At 55.2% G+C, this 15,816-nt stretch carries 17 protein-coding genes; 11 read left to right on the forward strand and 6 right to left on the reverse strand.

Annotated features, from left to right (window positions below):
- The first annotated feature begins 7 nt into the window (after positions 1 to 7).
- The 7 genes from ACO6TI_RS09175 to ACO6TI_RS09205 all read left to right on the forward strand — a co-directional run bounded on the left by ACO6TI_RS09175 (position 8) and on the right by ACO6TI_RS09205 (position 5,715).
- The gene (locus tag ACO6TI_RS09175; RefSeq protein WP_055119451.1) at positions 8 to 679 is read left to right on the forward strand and encodes a PspA/IM30 family protein; all 672 of its coding nucleotides are present in this window, start codon (positions 8 to 10) and stop codon (positions 677 to 679) included.
- Positions 680 to 697: 18 nt separating this feature from the next.
- On the forward strand, positions 698 to 1,864 hold the full coding sequence (locus ACO6TI_RS09180) for a glutathionylspermidine synthase family protein (protein ID WP_196998868.1): 1,167 nt from the start codon (positions 698 to 700) through the stop codon (positions 1,862 to 1,864).
- A 348-nt stretch (positions 1,865 to 2,212) separates the two neighbouring features.
- On the forward strand, positions 2,213 to 2,680 hold the full coding sequence (locus tag ACO6TI_RS09185) for a hypothetical protein (protein WP_029064315.1): 468 nt from the start codon (positions 2,213 to 2,215) through the stop codon (positions 2,678 to 2,680).
- Positions 2,681 to 2,778: 98 nt separating this feature from the next.
- Positions 2,779 to 3,126 carry a hypothetical protein gene (locus ACO6TI_RS09190; protein WP_196878236.1) on the forward strand — a complete coding sequence of 116 codons (348 nt, stop codon included), beginning with the start codon at positions 2,779 to 2,781 and terminating at the stop codon, positions 3,124 to 3,126.
- Positions 3,127 to 3,654: 528 nt separating this feature from the next.
- Positions 3,655 to 4,374 (forward strand): carbonic anhydrase, encoded by a 720-nt coding sequence (locus ACO6TI_RS09195; protein ID WP_422384800.1) that lies wholly within the window; start codon positions 3,655 to 3,657, stop codon positions 4,372 to 4,374.
- Positions 4,375 to 4,602: 228 nt separating this feature from the next.
- The gene (locus ACO6TI_RS09200; protein WP_055119462.1) at positions 4,603 to 4,824 is read left to right on the forward strand and encodes a dodecin; all 222 of its coding nucleotides are present in this window, start codon (positions 4,603 to 4,605) and stop codon (positions 4,822 to 4,824) included.
- Between the two features lie 66 nt (positions 4,825 to 4,890).
- The gene (locus tag ACO6TI_RS09205) at positions 4,891 to 5,715 is read left to right on the forward strand and encodes a rhodanese-like domain-containing protein (RefSeq protein WP_108873343.1); all 825 of its coding nucleotides are present in this window, start codon (positions 4,891 to 4,893) and stop codon (positions 5,713 to 5,715) included.
- 114 nt (positions 5,716 to 5,829) lie between these two features.
- Here ACO6TI_RS09205 and ACO6TI_RS09210 read toward each other — a convergent pair whose 3' ends face one another.
- The 3 genes from ACO6TI_RS09210 to ACO6TI_RS09220 form a co-directional block, all read right to left on the reverse strand.
- The gene (locus ACO6TI_RS09210; RefSeq protein WP_196898545.1) at positions 5,830 to 6,051 is read right to left on the reverse strand and encodes a hypothetical protein; all 222 of its coding nucleotides are present in this window, start codon (positions 6,049 to 6,051) and stop codon (positions 5,830 to 5,832) included.
- A gap of 114 nt (positions 6,052 to 6,165) precedes the next feature.
- A complete protein-coding gene (locus ACO6TI_RS09215; RefSeq protein ID WP_029064322.1) occupies positions 6,166 to 6,375 on the reverse strand; it encodes a cold-shock protein in 210 nt (69 codons plus the stop codon).
- A gap of 240 nt (positions 6,376 to 6,615) precedes the next feature.
- Positions 6,616 to 6,963, reverse strand: coding sequence for a winged helix-turn-helix transcriptional regulator (locus ACO6TI_RS09220; protein ID WP_196891764.1), 348 nt, complete (start codon positions 6,961 to 6,963; stop codon positions 6,616 to 6,618).
- Positions 6,964 to 7,040: 77 nt separating this feature from the next.
- Here ACO6TI_RS09220 and ACO6TI_RS09225 point away from each other — a divergent pair, with 77 nt between their 5' ends.
- Positions 7,041 to 7,934, forward strand: coding sequence for a DMT family transporter (locus tag ACO6TI_RS09225; RefSeq protein WP_208992838.1), 894 nt, complete (start codon positions 7,041 to 7,043; stop codon positions 7,932 to 7,934).
- A gap of 97 nt (positions 7,935 to 8,031) precedes the next feature.
- Here ACO6TI_RS09225 and ACO6TI_RS09230 read toward each other — a convergent pair whose 3' ends face one another.
- Positions 8,032 to 9,417, reverse strand: a complete 1,386-nt coding sequence (locus ACO6TI_RS09230; protein ID WP_104701482.1) for an endonuclease/exonuclease/phosphatase family protein — start codon at positions 9,415 to 9,417, stop codon at positions 8,032 to 8,034.
- A 287-nt stretch (positions 9,418 to 9,704) separates the two neighbouring features.
- Between ACO6TI_RS09230 and ACO6TI_RS09235 the strand changes: the two genes are divergently transcribed.
- Entirely contained in the window at positions 9,705 to 10,271 is a 567-nt protein-coding gene (locus ACO6TI_RS09235; RefSeq protein ID WP_055119804.1) for a hemerythrin domain-containing protein, read from the forward strand.
- A 69-nt stretch (positions 10,272 to 10,340) separates the two neighbouring features.
- Here the strand turns inward: ACO6TI_RS09235 and ACO6TI_RS09240 are convergent, their stop codons facing one another.
- Positions 10,341 to 11,081 carry a helix-turn-helix transcriptional regulator gene (locus tag ACO6TI_RS09240; protein ID WP_196878239.1) on the reverse strand — a complete coding sequence of 247 codons (741 nt, stop codon included), beginning with the start codon at positions 11,079 to 11,081 and terminating at the stop codon, positions 10,341 to 10,343.
- Between the two features lie 98 nt (positions 11,082 to 11,179).
- Here ACO6TI_RS09240 and ACO6TI_RS09245 point away from each other — a divergent pair, with 98 nt between their 5' ends.
- Together ACO6TI_RS09245 and ACO6TI_RS09250 are read left to right on the forward strand one after the other, a co-directional pair.
- Positions 11,180 to 11,581, forward strand: a complete 402-nt coding sequence (locus ACO6TI_RS09245; protein WP_422384801.1) for a GFA family protein — start codon at positions 11,180 to 11,182, stop codon at positions 11,579 to 11,581.
- 163 nt (positions 11,582 to 11,744) lie between these two features.
- Positions 11,745 to 12,605: a DMT family transporter gene (locus ACO6TI_RS09250; RefSeq protein WP_422384802.1), complete on the forward strand. Its 861-nt coding sequence runs from the start codon at positions 11,745 to 11,747 to the stop codon at positions 12,603 to 12,605.
- A gap of 25 nt (positions 12,606 to 12,630) precedes the next feature.
- Here ACO6TI_RS09250 and ACO6TI_RS09255 read toward each other — a convergent pair whose 3' ends face one another.
- Entirely contained in the window at positions 12,631 to 15,615 is a 2,985-nt protein-coding gene (locus ACO6TI_RS09255) for an EAL domain-containing protein (RefSeq protein ID WP_422384803.1), read from the reverse strand.
- Positions 15,616 to 15,816: the final 201 nt, after the last annotated feature.

The raw sequence follows: 15,816 nt of genomic DNA on the forward strand, positions 1-15,816 counted from the left end.
TTGAGACATGAGTGTTTGGGGCAAATTGATCACGGCTTTCAAAGGCCATGCCAGCAATGCGGCTGAAGCCGTTCAGGACGCGAACCTGATGACGATCCTTGAGCAAGAGGTGCGCGAGGCCCGGCAGGCGATTGCAGCTGCCAAGGACGAAAAGGCGCGCATGTCTGCCAACCGGAAGCTCAAGGAAAAGTCGGTTTCGGAATTGTTGGGGGAAATCGAGCGTCGAACGGAAGCTGCCCGCACCGCAAAATCGCAAGGCGATGAGCCGTTGGCCATTGAGATTGTCGAGAGCATTTTGAAGCTTCGTGACAAGGTAGAGGCGGATCAGGCGCTGTTCGACCAATACAAGGCGACCGAAGAACGGATGGACAGCTCCATTCGACAGTCGGAAAGCAAAATCGAAACCCTGCAGCGCAAGATGGAAAGTGCCAAGGCGAATGAAGCACTGATCAAGGCGCAAAAGGCAGCATCCACGAACACGACTGCTTCTGATGGCAAACTTGCTGGCGCTGTTGACAGCCTGGCGCGTCTTGAGCAGCGTCAGGCTGAGCAACAGGCCATTCTGGAAGCAGCAGACGAAGAAGCACGGTTGGAAAGCGGAGCGGATCTTGAAGCCAAGATCAAGGCTTTGGAAAACCCGGGTCGAAACGACGTGAGAGCATTGCTTGAAAAACTTTGACGCCCCGATCGCCATCACATGAGACGGATATCAATTCCGGAAAGACCTGGTTGGAAAGAAAAGGCTGAACGGCTCGGGTTCGGCTTTCACACCATGTATGGTGCTCCATATTGGGACGAAAGCCGGGCATACGTGCTCTCTCTTTCTGAAATTGAGGAAGATCTGGAAGATCCGTCCCAGGATCTTTACCGCATGTGCCTGGATCTCGTGGACCGTGTCGTCCGTGATGAAGAACTCCTGACAAAGATTGCCATTCCGAAAGAGTATCACGGCTGGATCAAAGCCTCCTGGGAAGCCTCGGAACCTTCGCTCTACGGAAGGTTTGACTTTTTCTATGACGGTAGTGGCCCGGCGAAGCTGCTGGAGTTCAATGCCGACACACCGACAGCGCTTTATGAAACCGGTTTTTTCCAGTGGATGTGGCTGGAAGACCAGATTTCTGCCGGCGAGCTGCCGACTGAAGCCGACCAGTTCAATTCGGTACAGGAAAGGCTCATTGAGCGGTTTGCGGCCATGTTTGCTCCCGGCTATCACATTCATTTTGCGTCGACCAGGGATCAGGATGAAGACCGGGCAACCGTTCGCTATCTGGAAGATTGTGCTCGTCAGGCTGGTTTGAATCCACACTTTGTCGCCGTCGAGGAAATAGGCGTTGACGCCGATGGACGGTTTGCGGACAACGATGAGCACGTTATTGAGGCGCTGTTCAAACTCTACCCGTACGAGGATATGTTCCGCGAGGAATACGGACCATATTTGCCGGGGGCACCTGTACAGCTGATAGAACCACCCTGGAAAGCTGTCCTTTCGAACAAAGCGATTCTGCCGTTGCTTTGGGAAATGTTTCCCGGTCATCCAAATCTTTTGCCAGCCTGTTTCGAAGAGGTGGCCGACAAGACGATACTGGACATGCCGCACGTTCGAAAACCCTTTTACAGCCGGGAAGGCGCCAACATCACGATACGTGGTGTGGACGACGCCGAGTTGTCGACCCCGGGGCATTATGGTGAAGAAGGGCATATACTGCAGGCCTACCAGGAACCGCCGAAGTTTGGCGAGGACTATGTCATGATCGGTTCCTGGATCGTAGGAGGTCTCGCATCAGGCATCTGCATCCGTGAGGATCGTCATCCGATTACTCAGGATCTCTCCCGCTTTGTCCCGCATGTTATACTTGAGGACTGAAGAAGAATGCGGGAAAAGTGCAATTTCAGCAATGGTGGGCGGAGCTAACAACAACGCGCCAGTTGTCCATCCCTCGCATACTGTTTTCAATAAACCGTGCCTAAAAATTTTCTGCTGAACTTTTCCGAGTTCAGTTCAGATGGCGTCAAATCTGATTTTATAAGAAAAAATTCAGTTACCATTTCTTCGTTTAAGTAAGAAGTGGAGAAAAATAAAATCTATCTAAGTTGTTATCAAAAAAAGAAAAGCATGAATGAGAATTGTGTGCAAAACATCACAGTTTAGCACTCAATTCGAGTTTATACTGGGAGGCGTGTTGTGTGAGCGATCATTTGAGAAGGAAGCAAAATGATTATCAGTGCCGCCGACCAAACCAGATATCCAAGATTCACGCGGTATGTCCGCAGAAGTTTACCCTCCATTGCCAACATCGCATCGATGCGGCGCGCGTTCCGCAGGTATGCGCAAATGAACAGCACGACCTTGCGCCGTGCACTGGCATGGGGAAATCAGCCGACACTCAACATCACTGCAATCGCGTCTCCAGCGGGATCATTCATCAACGGTGAATTCACACCGAATAGCAGCTCGAACGAAATCCGTTTGAACGAGATCCTGGTGACTGCCTATGAAAACGGCACACCGGCTCACTTGGCATTTACCAGAAATGCGGCCGGCCAGCGCATGCCGCGCGTCGGCGTTACCATTCTGCATGAGCTGGTGCACTGGGGCGATGACCAGGACGGGGTCGATTATCCGGGCGAAGAGGGAGAGCTCTTCGAACAGGCGGTTTATGGACGGAACACGGAAGGATGAGACCCGCGTCGCGCTTTGTATCGAGGTGCCTCGTTGCCGGTATGTCCATCTGGGCGTCCATCGTGACCGAAATGCCTTCCGCAAAAGGAGACTCTGTTGTGACGAACCAATCCAAAGCACTCCAAATCGTTATTGGCGATCCGAGAGTTCAGGCTTTCATGCATCCTGAAATCGACGAAAGATTTCCGTTGCAGGTCAATCTGCCGGAAGGCGTTGGCGTCGAGGCGTTTGCCGGGATCGACCTCGGTGTTCCATCTGTTTTCCTGAAACGCGGAACGGCACCCGATCCTGCAAGGGCCAATCTGATCGTTTCGATGCTGGAGCTTGATAACGCCGATGGAACCGTCAAATTCAGTCTGCCGATCGAGGGACTGGTCGGTTCGGCGCAAATGCGCCTTGAGAACGGCTCCTGGGTCGTGAAATCCATGCAACTGGTCGAGCAATAGGCCTCAGGCCAAATTGAATCAGATCCGGGTACGGCATCGGGACGCAATTGTGGGCCTGAAACCGTTCAACATTCGGCGCCTTTATGCCGGGCCTCTGGCGCGCGGTTCCATCCGGATTTGCGACTGCACGAATGCAGGTGTTTTGACAACCGCGACGATCGACGAAGGAACCAGGTCAAGGCTCTGTTGAAGTGTCGATTTACTGGAGCCTTCGACGCTTGCTGATTGATAGATGAAACACGCCTAGATTAAGCAAGTTTAATTTTGTTTTTTGCCGCCGGGAACCATTTCTTCAACGGACGCAAATTCCACGACTTGAGATCCCTGGCCGAGAAGTGGTTCTTGTGCCAGCCTTCGCAACAATTTCTAAATTCGTACACCTTTATGGTTGTGCCTGCGAGAACCGTCACGAGCGTGACTGCTCGGTCGCGTCGCTTCTTCTTCAGGCCGCCCATCCGGACAGGCCATTGAGGCAATTGAGTGCCAGGCGGCGATAACTTTTCGCCGCGATTCGAAAGGAAAACTTCTATGTGCAAGAGCAGTGCTGAAGGCGGCATCAGCCGCAGGGGTATGTTTGCGGCTGGTATTGCAGGCGCCGGGGCGTTGTTATCACCGGCAGCTCTTGCGCAGGTGACCGAAACCGCAACAGGCACCACGCCACCGGCAACACCCCGCGAAGCGTTGCAGCGGCTCAAGGAAGGCAACGCCCGTTATGTCGCCAATGCTCCGGTTAACACCGATCATTCTGTCGACCGAGCCAAACGTTCGGCAGGTCAAAAACCTTTTGCCGCAGTTGTTGCCTGTTCCGACTCTCGCGTCGCCCCGGAGATCATTTTCGATCAGGGACTGGGCGACATCTTCGTTGTTCGCGTTGCGGGAAATTTCATCAACGATGACGGCCTGGCCAGTCTGGAATTCGGTGCAGCTGTCCTCGGTGTCCAGGTCATCGTCGTCCTTGGGCATTCCTCGTGCGGTGCAGTCGATGCGACGATCAGATCCGTAGAGGACAGGGAACTTCCAATGGGTCACCTGCCCAACTTGGTCGATGCCATTCGCCCGGCTGTTTACGACGTCATGCCTGAAAAACCGGTGGATCTTCTGTCAGCGGTCATCAGCCAGAATGCCAGGCTGAATGCCGAAAAAGCAGCGGCGTCGGAGCCTGTTCTGGCTGGCTTGCATGGTTCCGGCAAACTGACGTCCGTTGCCGGCGTTTATGACATCACCACCGGAAAGGTGGATTTCCTTTAGGATTTCTCCGTTGGCCGAATTTCGGTCAGGCAATACCGGCCAAATTTCCTGCGGTTTCGAATGGCTCGGAATTCGATGGGTTCGAATTGCCGGATTGCTGCTCTCTTTGCCAAACATCCACGTGGTGCAGCCCCTTGCCTGACAAGCGTCCCGGCATGTGTCACGATCAGATGGCAGCGCCGCTTCTGCGCGCTGGTGCAGCATTTTGGACGTTTCAGGGAGGAAAGCATGGACCACGTCTATCCGGTAACCGAAGTATACGGCTCATCGCCCGAGTCGATCGATCAGGCGGTACGCAATGCCATAAGCGCTGCCAGCACAAGCATTCGCAATCTTGAGTGGTTCGAAGTCACGGAAATCCGCGGTCACGTGAACAGCGACGGGTCTGTCGGCCATTTCCAGGTCGGCGTCAAACTCGGCTTCAGACTGGATCGAAAGGATTCCGACTGACACCGGGCTCTGTGCCATTGTCGACCAGCCAATCCAAATTGTTGGAACACTGCGGAGTAGCTTGTGATGACGTCCTTGGTCGACACGGAATGGATTGCGCGGAACCTGTCCGACCCGAGGGTCTGCCTGATTGAAATCAATTGGGATGGACGACGCGATTATCAAGCAGGTCATATACCAGGGGCGCTTGGGTGGAATTGGAAGACGGCACTTTGGGATCCGTTCGAACGTGAATTCCCCTCAAACGCCGAATTCGCGGCGCGTCTCGGTGCGGCTGGAATATCGGCGCAATCCATCGTGGTGTTCTATGGTGCGCCGGTCCAGTTCGGAACGTATGCCTGGTGGGTATTCAAGTTGCTTGGACACGCCGACGTCAGGATGCTTGACGGGGGCAAGGTCAAGTGGTGCGCGGAAGGTCGGCCACTCACACAAGATGAACCGAACACAACATCCGCACGGTATCATGGAGCGGCGAGATCTGGACACATGCGGGCAGGTCGCGATGATGTGCTGGCAGCGATCGGTAGAGCGGGTTCAGTGATCCTCGATCACAGGTCGATGGAGGAATTTTCCGGTGAACGGGTCGGGCTGCCCGGCAAGCCCGACGTGGGCGCGGAACGTTACGGGCGTATTCCGGGGGCAAAACACTTGCCCTTTGACAGCTTGCTCAACAAGGATACCTCCTTCAGGTGTGATGCGGAGATACGAGAGATGGTTGGCAAGCACGTCGGATCGCCTGACACGCCCGTCATTTCCTACTGCCGTCTGGCACATCGGGCCACTCTTGCGAGCTTCACGATGACCGAGTTGCTGGGATTTGAAAATGTTCGTGTCTATGACGGTTCCTGGACGGAATGGGGCAGCATGGTCGGAATGCCGATCGAAAGATAGAATCCCATACTGATCCGGTAAATACCGGCGTCCTGATTGAAACCGCTGTCGATTGGGCTGGCACATGCACCGGGCACGAAGACGACGGATGAAAAGGACCCGTTCAGGTGGATCTTACTTGCTGCCGCTGGTGTCAGGCGTCTTGCGGCGGCTTTTTACGATCGGCTGTTCCTGCTGGCTTTCCTCCTGGGCAAGCCGTGCCGCCCTGAGCTTTGCGGTCTTGGCTTCTCGCCGTTCGGTCGCTGCTCGCGTTAATTCCTGCGAGACGCGTTTGGTTGTCTCCGCCTTGCTTTCGGCGGATTCCCTTTTCGGTCGCATGGCATCGTCGGAAGGCATGATTGCTCCTTTATCGGCGGCAAAAACCAGAAAGGCCGGGAAATTTCCCGGCCTTTCCAAACATCTTCGCATCCCTGTGGCCACGCGTGTGGAGTCAGGGATCGAGGCGCGAAATCAGACTTCCTGAAGATTGTCCGCGGCAGATTTGCCCGAGCGGCGATCCTGAACAACTTCGAAGCTGATCTTCTGGCCTTCAACGAGAGACTGGATGCCTGCACGCTCAACAGCAGAGATATGGACGAAAACGTCAGAAGAGCCGTCTTCCGGCTGGATGAAGCCGAAGCCTTTGGTCGCATTGAAGAATTTTACGGTACCGATGGTCATTACGATTTCCTTTCAATCGGTCGTGGGTTATGCGCAAAGCACAAATTGCACGATGCAGCGGTTAGGTCGACGTTGATAGGGAAGATCGTTCAGGTCGCAGAGAACTGCGCAGTCACAAAGTCCAACAAGCAAAATCGATTGCACGTGCGTATACGAAAACAGTGTTCAGAACAAGGCGGATTGAAAAATTTTCAGACCTTCGTGAATTGGGTTTCGCCAGGAGTGATGCTTCGATGCCCCTTATTGCAGCTTTTCAACCCAGCCCGCCGCCCAGTCACCGAGCGGCTCCAACCTCTCAAAAAGCTGCCGCCCGTCCTCCGTCAGAGCGTACCCTTTCTCGGCGTTGTAGATCAGGCCCGCGGCACGAAGCTCCTTCAGGCGTGTGTTCAGAACGCTTGGGGAAGCGGATCCACACCTGTCCTGCAGGTCGCGGAACGTACGATTTCCATCGCTGAGATTCCACAGGATGCCCATGGACCAGCGTCGTCCTATCAGGTCGAAGAGCACCATGATCGGTTGCCCCGATTTTGAACCGCGTACAGGGGTTCCGGGTCTGGGGATCTTGAGGTCGGTCTTTGTTTCGGTCATGCCGTCTCCGGTTTTTCCTTGCTACGAAAAGAGTAGCAATGTATGCTACGAATATAGTAGCAGGATGGAGCGAAGTATTGAAAGAAAAAGCAAGTCCCGCCGACATCATTCTCTGGATTGTCCTCGCCGCCCTGTGGAGTTCCTCCTACACGGCGATCAAGGTTGGCGTTCAATCCTTCGATCCTGTCATTCTCGTCGCCGGGCGACTGTCGATCGGCGCGTTTGTCCTTTATGCAATCCTGAAGATGAACAGGATGCCATTGTCGCGGCAACCGGAAGACTGGAAGCACTATGCCGTCAGCGGCCTGATGGGCAGTGCCATTCCGTTTCTGCTGATTTCCTATGGGGAGCAGACTGTCGACAGTGCCCTGGCTTCCATCCTCATGGGTATCGCCCCGGTGACGACGGTTTTCATGGCATCGATCGTGTTTGCCGACGAACATCTGACGCGCCGAATTGTCCTTGGCCTGGTATGCGGGGTCGCCGGTATCATTCTTCTTGTCGGGCCGGGCGCGCTGACTGACCTTGGCGGAGACCTTCCGGCACAATTGTCGATCCTCGCAGCAGCGCTTTGTTACGGCGTGACAACAATCTACGTCAGGCGATTTGTGAAACGCCCGCCATTGGAAATGGCAACAGGCTCCACGATTGTTGCTGCAGGTGCAATGATCGGCATGATGGTACTTTCGGGGGCAAACCCGACGGATATCGAGTTGACCGCTACAGCGGTGGGGGCAGTCATTTATCTCGGGTTGTTTTCGACGGCACTTGCGACGCTGATCTATTTCCAGCTCGTGCCGCGTCTCGGCGCGACGCGGATGTCACAGGTCAACTTCGCAGTTCCCGTCGGCGGCGCGCTGATCGGCGCAACTGTTCTTTCCGAAACGATCATGACGCACCAGCTTGCAGCTCTCGGCGCAATCCTCATCGCGATCTTCCTCGTGACCAGGAAACCTCGTCGTGGCGGTTGAACGGACGTCAGGTTTTCGCAGGATGTTCACGGCAATAGCCGCCGCAACAAGACCGTCTGGTAGCTGACCGACTGACATCTTTCGGCAACCGGCTTTCTCAATCCGTGGGCTCGGTGGCTTCGCAGACATCGATATAAGCATCGGAAAAATCGCTGACCAGTTCGACCCACATCGGTAGATGGTCGCTCATCTTGTAGGTTCGCCAGGTTTTGTACGAGCCCTCGGTGCGTTCCGGTTGATAAATATCGCGCTCGTCCAGGCGGTAGACATGTTCAAAGAAATCGAAGACGTTCGCATCCAGCACTTCAACGCGCGCGTAGCCGCGATTGCGCCGCGGCTCCCAAAAGGCGATCTGATCGTAGGCTTTGGACTTGTCGACATTCGACCCCGGAATCGCGCGAATTTTCTCGGGGACGACAAATCCGTTTTGCTCCAGGGCCTCCATTGTTTGGTGCTGCGGGCTGATAATGTTGAAGTCGCCGAGAACAGCCGTGATCACGGAATTGTCGGGGTTCTTTTTCAATTCCTTCGAAGCCCTGTCGCCGAGAGATTCGGTGAGCTGCAGAATTTCACGTTTGCGCTGCGCGAGAAGTCTCTCGTCTTCATTGTCGCCGAAGTAGATATGCACGGTGGCAAGGTCGATCTTCAGCCAGCCTGCCTGGAAACTGACGATATAGGGTGTCCGGGCGAATTGCTTGAAACTCTGGTCCAGTGCCTCGCCGGGAAAGCGTAACCTGAAGTCCTTGCCCTCGACCCTGCCTTGCGGAACTCTGACATTCACCTGACCGCGTGTTCCCGGCGGTCTTGTCACCTCCGTGCCGCGCGTAACTGCCAGGGCGCTCCCGTCGGGCAGCACCAGCGACGTTCCATCGGGCAGCGGGATCTCGACGTCCTGAGCAAGCTTGATCGACCCGCTGCTCTTCTTGTCGGATCTTGCATCATAAACGCCGGAAAGATCCGTCCCTGCCGGCATTTGAAGCGCAATGCCGTTTTCCAGCCGGATGCGTTCTCCGAAACTGGCAAGCACCTTTTCGCCTTCAGGCAACGTCAATTCGCCGGCAATGTTACGGAAATGGACCCTGTTCTTGTTGTAGGCGAAGACCATGCGCTCACCATTGCCGGCACCGCCATCGGTCACATCGGTGGCAATGTAGCTCCAGTCCGGCCCCAGAATGTCCAGCAGGTACAAAAACTCCTTCATGTTGTCGCGCACTTCCTGAATGGCGGCAATGTCGAAGTTCGAGATGATCTCTGCCATGTAGTAAAGCGGCTCATAGCTGTCGCGGCCGCCATATTTGGTGTTGCCGAACTCGCGGATGTTCCACGTGCCGATACGCAGTGTTTTTGTCCGGTCGGTGCCTGCGGGGAAGTGATCGGCCAAGGCATCTCGCAGACGTCGAATTCCTCGGATCGTGCGCTTGCGCTGCTCTTCCTTTTCCGACCCTCTCGGATGACTTTTCTTCAGGTGGCTGTAGAACGGCATGTCAGACCCCCAATTCGCTTTGAAATGCAATTACGCCAATGACGCACGAAACGCGGTGCTCACGTATTCAAACCGATGATGATCACTTTCGTGAACTGAACCACTGCCCGGTCAGGCAAAACCAATTGATGTTGCGACCAGCCGAAAACCAATTTGTTGTATTGTGCGTCCCGCATGTGAATATTGGCAAGAACCTCCGCCAACCGTCTGACGCATAACGGCATTGCAGTTCGCCAGCTGGAATTGTCCGGCCTCCGTTCCGATATAGCTGCGGAAAGGAGATGGCGATGACACAGGAATTCGACATCCGAACGCAAGACATGCCCGCGACCATGCGTGTCCTTCTGGACGAATATCCCCGCGACAGCTGGGAAGCGCATCCGGGCTTCAGGGAAAAAACCCGACACTGGCTCGGAGCACATGAGATGTTCCGGCGGCTTGGCGAACTCGTACGCCGGGAAACGGAACTCTATCTGGAGAAATCCCGTGCATCCGACGATTTTGCCGGGCGCCTTTCCTACTATGGCAACGCACTTGTCGCAAACCTGCACGGCCACCATACCTGGGAAGACAAGAATTATTTCCCGGAGCTTTCGGCCGCCGACCCCAGGTTCGACAGGGGCCTTGAGATCCTTGAAAAGGACCATCAGGAACTTGATCACGTACTGGACAGCTTCACGAGAACGGCCAACCGCGCGATCAAGCTGATCCATCTGGATGAAAACCAGGCCCACGAGGAAACTGGCCGGCTTCATGGTCTGGCCGGGACAATAGAAACTTTTCTCGACCGGCACCTTGCCGACGAGGAGGAACTGGCTGTCCCGATCATCCTGCATCACCGGTTGCGGGGATAGGCCACGGAGACAGCTGTCCGCCGCATGTGACGAAGCGTCATGTGCGGCGGATAGCATGTTGTTTTGAGTTCAATCTTCTTCGGATGGCGGGTGGAATGCTCCCTCAAGTTCTGAAGTTGAAAAATTCTGACGTTCTTCAGCCATTGCCACATGCCATTCGGCACGCAGCAGATCCAGTCGTCTTGGCACGCTTTCTTCGAGTATTTTCGCGCGTTTTATCCGTTCCGTCCGGAAATACCTAAAACCTTCCCGCAATTCACACCAGGCAGCGATGATCCGGCCCTGATCCCGGTATCCGAGCAGAAGCGGCCAGATGATCCGGTCGGTTATCTCGCCCCTGTCGTCTCCGTACTCCAGCCGGATTTTCTTTTGTCGCCGGATGGCCGCTCTGATTTCTGAGGAACATAGTATTTCCTCAGGCGGATCAACCGGCGCAACACCGGTTGCAGGACGTGCAAAGAAACTGTGCAGGTCGCCCGGCGCGATCGCCTCGATCTTTGCAACGAGACTTTCCGCGGCGCGCTGCATGTCAGGTTCACCGCGTGTCCGCACCCATTGCGCTCCAAGGACTGCTGCTTCTATCTCGTCCTGGGTCAGCATCAGCGGCGGCATGTGAAATCCGGCCTCCAGAACATATCCGACGCCCGCCTCTCCCCGGATCGGTACCCGCTGCGCAATGAGCGCTGCAACGTCGCGGTAGACCGTTCGTTTGCAGACCTCCAGTTCCGACGCAATTGCAGAGGCAGAGATCGGTTGCCGCGCCCGCCGCAAGATCTCGATCAGTTCGAACAGCCGGTCGCCGCGCCTCATATACCCTCGCAAAAATACTGCTGACACTATGCTGACAACACGCTGTCAGCATAGTGTCGCTAAATGATCTGCAACGCCACCCCGCTGGAGAACAGGTCATGAAATTGTCAGGTAGTTGTTGTTGCGGTTCGGTCCGTTTCACCATTGAGGGAATGCCCGCGATGATGGGAACGTGTCATTGTTCCCGCTGCCGGAAACTGGGTGCAACACCCTTCGTATTCGTCAGTCGGGAGCAATTCGAACTGATAAGCGGCGAGGCGGACATTCAATGCTTGATGCCCGATGCGCCATTCACCTATGTCCGGTCCTTTTGCCGCCGGTGCGGGACCTCTCTGGGAGAACCGCTTTCTACCGAAACGTCCTTTCCGATCAATGCGCATTGTCTGGATGACGACCCTATCGTTCGTAACGCCTTTCATGAATTTGTTTCGGAAAAACCCGCCTGGTATGAAATCTGTGATGGTGCAAGACAATTCCCGGGGCATCCCGAGAAGTCCTGAGCGAACGCTGAAGGTCACTTCTTGCAAGTTGCCATGGACGAAAACCGTTTGCGCGGATAACACTGCGTGACGGCCCATTGATCGGACCGGTCAATGGAGACGCGAGATCACAACCACATCAAGCACACGACAATCGGGCCCTGGGCCGGGGCATGCCGATACCATGCGCGGTATCGCGCTGATGACGACCGGCATGTTCATGTTTTCCGCCGTTGATACAATGGCGAAGTTTCTCACTGACACGATCCATCCGTTTCAGATCGTTTGGTGCCGCCAGTTGGGTTTGCTGATTGGGGTGTTTATTCTTGTCGGCCTGAGAGGCCGGTCCGTCCTTGTCTCAGCCAATCCGAAACTGCAGATTGGGCGCGGCGCGCTTGCGGCTGTTTCCGCGACCCTCTTCATTATCGGAGTTAAGTTCGTTCCGCTCGCCGATGCGGTGGCCATAACATTTGTTGCGCCTTTCATGGTGACCGTGTTGGGCGCACTGGTTCTGCGCGAGCCGGTCGGCATTCGCAGGTGGACGGCGGTCATTATCGGTTTTGTCGGTACCCTGATTGTGATCCGCCCCGGCCTCGGTGTCCTGCATCCCGCCGCAGGCCTGCTGGTGATCGCCGCCTCCGCATTCGCACTCCGACAGATCCTGTCGCGCATTCTTGCCGGAGGAGACGGTGCGGCGACGACAGTCGCCTACACGGCCATCGTATCCTGCGCGCTGCTGACTGTGCCAATGCTGTTCGTCTGGGAGACGCCGGACACGGGCATTGAAATCGCCCTGTTGGTTGCGATGGCTGTCCTGGCAGCCTTTGGAGAAACCCTGGTCATCATGGCCCTCGACGCCGCCCAGGCCGTCGTTGTCGCTCCTTTGCAGTATTCGCTTTTGATCTGGGGCACGATCTACGGCTATCTCGTCTTCGGTCAGCTTCCCGATGCATGGACCTGGCTCGGAGCACTGATCATTGTCGCGACGGGAATTTATACCTTAAACCGAGAACGGTTGGCCTTGAGGCGAGCTGGCAAGGTTTGATGCAGGAAATTGCCAATAAACGAATTCAGGTTGTTCGCGAAGATGCCTTTGCCTGGTGTTCGTCCCGAGCGCTCGCCACGGAGCTGCGTTGAAGTTCCAGAAACCTGATCAAATCAGAAAACGCCATGGGCTTTGCGAAATGGAAGCCTTGCAGTTGATCACATCCCAGCTTGGCGAGGATCTCTGCCTGCTCTCGCGTTTCAACGCCTTCGGCCGTGACACCCATTTCAAGTGCATGACCAATCTCGATGATCGATCGGAGCAATCGAAGACCACCACTGCCCTCTGCGACGAGTGAAACAAGGCGGCGGTCGATCTTCAGCCGCTCCGGGTTGATCCGCTGCAACGCGACAACCGACGCCCGCCCGCTTCCAAAGTCGTCTACCTCGATACCGATCCCCAGGTCTCGCAGCTGATTGAGCCGGAAAAGGAATTCGTCATCCTGTTCCTCCAGGAAAATCGTTTCAAGAAGCTCGAAACTGATTTGGCCTGAATATGCCTGAACCTGCCGGCGGATCGCGTCGATTTCACCGTCATTGACCCGGTTTTCGCTGACATTGAAGGACAGCGACAGCGGATGAGGCATCGCGCCGAATGCATGCTCGCATTCGGCGATCGCCTTTTCAAAAATGATCCGATCTATATCAGCAGCGACATTCAGGTCCGTTGCAACCGACAAAAAGGCCGCCGGTGCCAAAACACCCTTGTCAGGATGACGCCATCGTGCCAGCGCTTCAATGCCGACAACCTGTCCGGTCACCGCATTTACCTGCGGCTGATAAAACGGTTCGAAATCACCGTTTTCAATGGCAAGAAGCAGATCATCTGCCACTTCCTTGGTGTGCTGTAAATCTTCAAGGTCCGATCGATCGAAAATTCCGAGCTGACCGCGACCACGCCGCTTTGCCTTGTAGAGTGCAACGTCGGAATTTGTCAGCAGTTGGTCGACTTCGGCGAGCGGTGTACGTGCCAAGCCGATTGACGCGCCCACACGGCACACCTTGTCGTTGATACGCATGGGGCGTGACAGTGTCGCGATCAGAATGTTTGCAAGTTTCTCCGGCCGGTCTCCGTCACCCGAAACACTCAGAAGGACAACAAATTCATCTCCTCCGATGCGCGCGACAATGTCTTCGGGGGCGGCTTGGTCGCGAATGCGCATCGAAATGTCCAGAAGCACCTCGTCTCCCGCCAGGTGGCCCATCGTGTCATTGATCTGCTTGAACCGGTCGAGGTCGATGTGAAGAGCTGCGATTTCTCCTCCTTCGACACTTCGTTTTCTGACCATCTCATCGAATTTCAAAGAAAGAAACCGACGGTTGCCGAGACCGGTCAGGTCATCATGCAATGCCTTGTAGGTAATTTCCTGGTTCGCGGTCTCCAGTTTTCGGGAATATTCCTCCACGGCACGGCGTTGTCGAACAAGTTCTGTTGTGTCGATACGTAAGATGACCAGATCGCCGTTTTCCACGCGCGACCGCAGAATTCTGTGATGAACATCTCCGGGAAGCTCGAGGTCCTGCATCGGTTTGCTGACATCAACGCTTTGGTGCTCGTTGGACATCCACTCTTGTTCGCGGCCCATCGCGTTGGCAATTTTTCCGGCGCGTATTGCAATACGGGCAACATGGGTGCGGTGCATTCCAACTTCCAGATCATCCGGATTGTTGGCCATCGACATGCGGTAGGCGTCATTGCAGACGACAAGGCAGTCGTCGGCGTCATATATGACGAAAGGTGCCGGATATGCATTCAGGGCTGCAATCAGCCTTGCCTGCGTGGCTTCGGCCGCCCGTTTCTGACGCACGAGCTCCGTGGAGTTCAACCGGATCACGACGTAGTCGCCATTGGACGAACGGGATCTGAGCAGGCGATGATGGATATCTCCGTCCAGTTCAACATCCTGCCAGTCACGGTCCAGTGCATCGGCCGCCATTATGCCCCTTACCCAGGCGTCCTCCTGTCCGATGGCATCAGGGTAACGCCCGTGGCGAATGGCCGTGTGAAGCACTTCCTTCAGATGCATCCCCTCGAAAAGATCAACGGGATCATCCGTCATTGAAGCCGCATAACCGTCGTTCCAGCAGACCAGGTTCAGGTCCTTGTCGTAGATCACGATCGGGTCCGGATAGGCGTTCAGCGCTGCCACGAGGCGGGCATGAACGCGGTCGGCAGCCATTCTTTGGCGAACGATTTCGGTGGTATCGAAGCGCATGACGAGCAAATCGCCGTTGTGTGCCCGACTGCGCACAATACGCTGGTGAACGTTCCCGTCAATTTCCACATCCGATGCTGGTACTGCTTCCGACAGGTCAGTAAGTTGTTGGTTCAGCCAGTCCTCTTCCTGGCCCCGGGCTGCTGGAAACTTCCCGTTTTTGAGACCGATCCTCAAAAGTTCCTCGACAGTCAATCCGCTTCCGATTTCGTTCGGTCGGTCCGTCAGCGAGGCCGCGAACGCCTTGTTCCAAAAGCAAAGGCGCATCTCCTTGTCATAAACCGCCACCGGTTCGGAATAGTCATCTATCGCTGATAGCAAGCGGTTTGCGGATGCTTCGTTTTCGCCGGACGGGTAACTTGCTTTTTCGGTTGAAGCGACAGTTCCCGCGGTGCCTGTCTTGGTCACTTCCGACTGTTCGTTGTCGGCAAGACTGCGGTAGGTTGCACAGACAAGCAGCCCTCCCGCGTCCGGGTTCGGAAGGAGGATGATCGAAACACTCGTGCGGACCGGCGTGCCGTCAAAGTGCACAAAACTGATCTTTTTCAGAAAAGCCTGTCGATGGACGATTGTATCGGGATTGAAGCTCGCGCCGGGTGGAAGCAGGGTTTCACCATCGTGAAAGCTGTCCATTGTCCGCCCGAGAATGTCTTTCGAGCTGTAGCCAAAGAGCTCAGTGAATGCCTCGTTTACATGGACAAGACACGCGGATTTTGTGCCGGGCGCGAGATGCCCGATGGCAATGGCGTCGCCGGTTAACTCAATGAAGTTTTTTGTAAGTACCGAGAAATCCATTTTGCCTCGCAACCGTGTATTCGATTGTAAAGCGAACATGTTAGATAAACATAAACAATCATCATTACGATGGTGAAAGCGTGTATAGACTTTCAGTGAGATAAGTATTTATTACAATATGATCTCGATCAAGCGAGATCGCAATTCGGGTTCTGGTAAAAAAATTTGGTCCATTTGCAATCATAGCGCGGTTTGAGCGGA

Origin of the sequence: Roseibium album (genome assembly GCF_965233825.1) — a bacterium.
Lineage (GTDB): Bacteria > Pseudomonadota > Alphaproteobacteria > Rhizobiales > Stappiaceae > Roseibium > Roseibium album.

What these genes read in the sequence shown, in the direction of transcription:
- ACO6TI_RS09200 (WP_055119462.1), top strand. Translation starts at nt 4,603, where the DNA reads ATGGACCACGTCTATCCGGTAACCGAAGTATACGGCTCATCGCCCGAG.
- ACO6TI_RS09185 (WP_029064315.1), top strand. Translation starts at nt 2,213, where the DNA reads ATGATTATCAGTGCCGCCGACCAAACCAGATATCCAAGATTCACGCGG.
- ACO6TI_RS09210 (WP_196898545.1), bottom strand. Translation starts at nt 6,051, where the DNA reads ATGCCTTCCGACGATGCCATGCGACCGAAAAGGGAATCCGCCGAAAGC.
- ACO6TI_RS09240 (WP_196878239.1), bottom strand. Translation starts at nt 11,081, where the DNA reads ATGAGGCGCGGCGACCGGCTGTTCGAACTGATCGAGATCTTGCGGCGG.
- ACO6TI_RS09250 (WP_422384802.1), top strand. Translation starts at nt 11,745, where the DNA reads ATGCGCGGTATCGCGCTGATGACGACCGGCATGTTCATGTTTTCCGCC.
- ACO6TI_RS09180 (WP_196998868.1), top strand. Translation starts at nt 698, where the DNA reads ATGAGACGGATATCAATTCCGGAAAGACCTGGTTGGAAAGAAAAGGCT.
- ACO6TI_RS09220 (WP_196891764.1), bottom strand. Translation starts at nt 6,963, where the DNA reads ATGACCGAAACAAAGACCGACCTCAAGATCCCCAGACCCGGAACCCCT.
- ACO6TI_RS09235 (WP_055119804.1), top strand. Translation starts at nt 9,705, where the DNA reads ATGACACAGGAATTCGACATCCGAACGCAAGACATGCCCGCGACCATG.
- ACO6TI_RS09215 (WP_029064322.1), bottom strand. Translation starts at nt 6,375, where the DNA reads ATGACCATCGGTACCGTAAAATTCTTCAATGCGACCAAAGGCTTCGGC.
- ACO6TI_RS09245 (WP_422384801.1), top strand. Translation starts at nt 11,180, where the DNA reads ATGAAATTGTCAGGTAGTTGTTGTTGCGGTTCGGTCCGTTTCACCATT.
- ACO6TI_RS09195 (WP_422384800.1), top strand. Translation starts at nt 3,655, where the DNA reads ATGTGCAAGAGCAGTGCTGAAGGCGGCATCAGCCGCAGGGGTATGTTT.
- ACO6TI_RS09205 (WP_108873343.1), top strand. Translation starts at nt 4,891, where the DNA reads ATGACGTCCTTGGTCGACACGGAATGGATTGCGCGGAACCTGTCCGAC.
- ACO6TI_RS09230 (WP_104701482.1), bottom strand. Translation starts at nt 9,417, where the DNA reads ATGCCGTTCTACAGCCACCTGAAGAAAAGTCATCCGAGAGGGTCGGAA.
- ACO6TI_RS09255 (WP_422384803.1), bottom strand. Translation starts at nt 15,615, where the DNA reads ATGGATTTCTCGGTACTTACAAAAAACTTCATTGAGTTAACCGGCGAC.
- ACO6TI_RS09175 (WP_055119451.1), top strand. Translation starts at nt 8, where the DNA reads ATGAGTGTTTGGGGCAAATTGATCACGGCTTTCAAAGGCCATGCCAGC.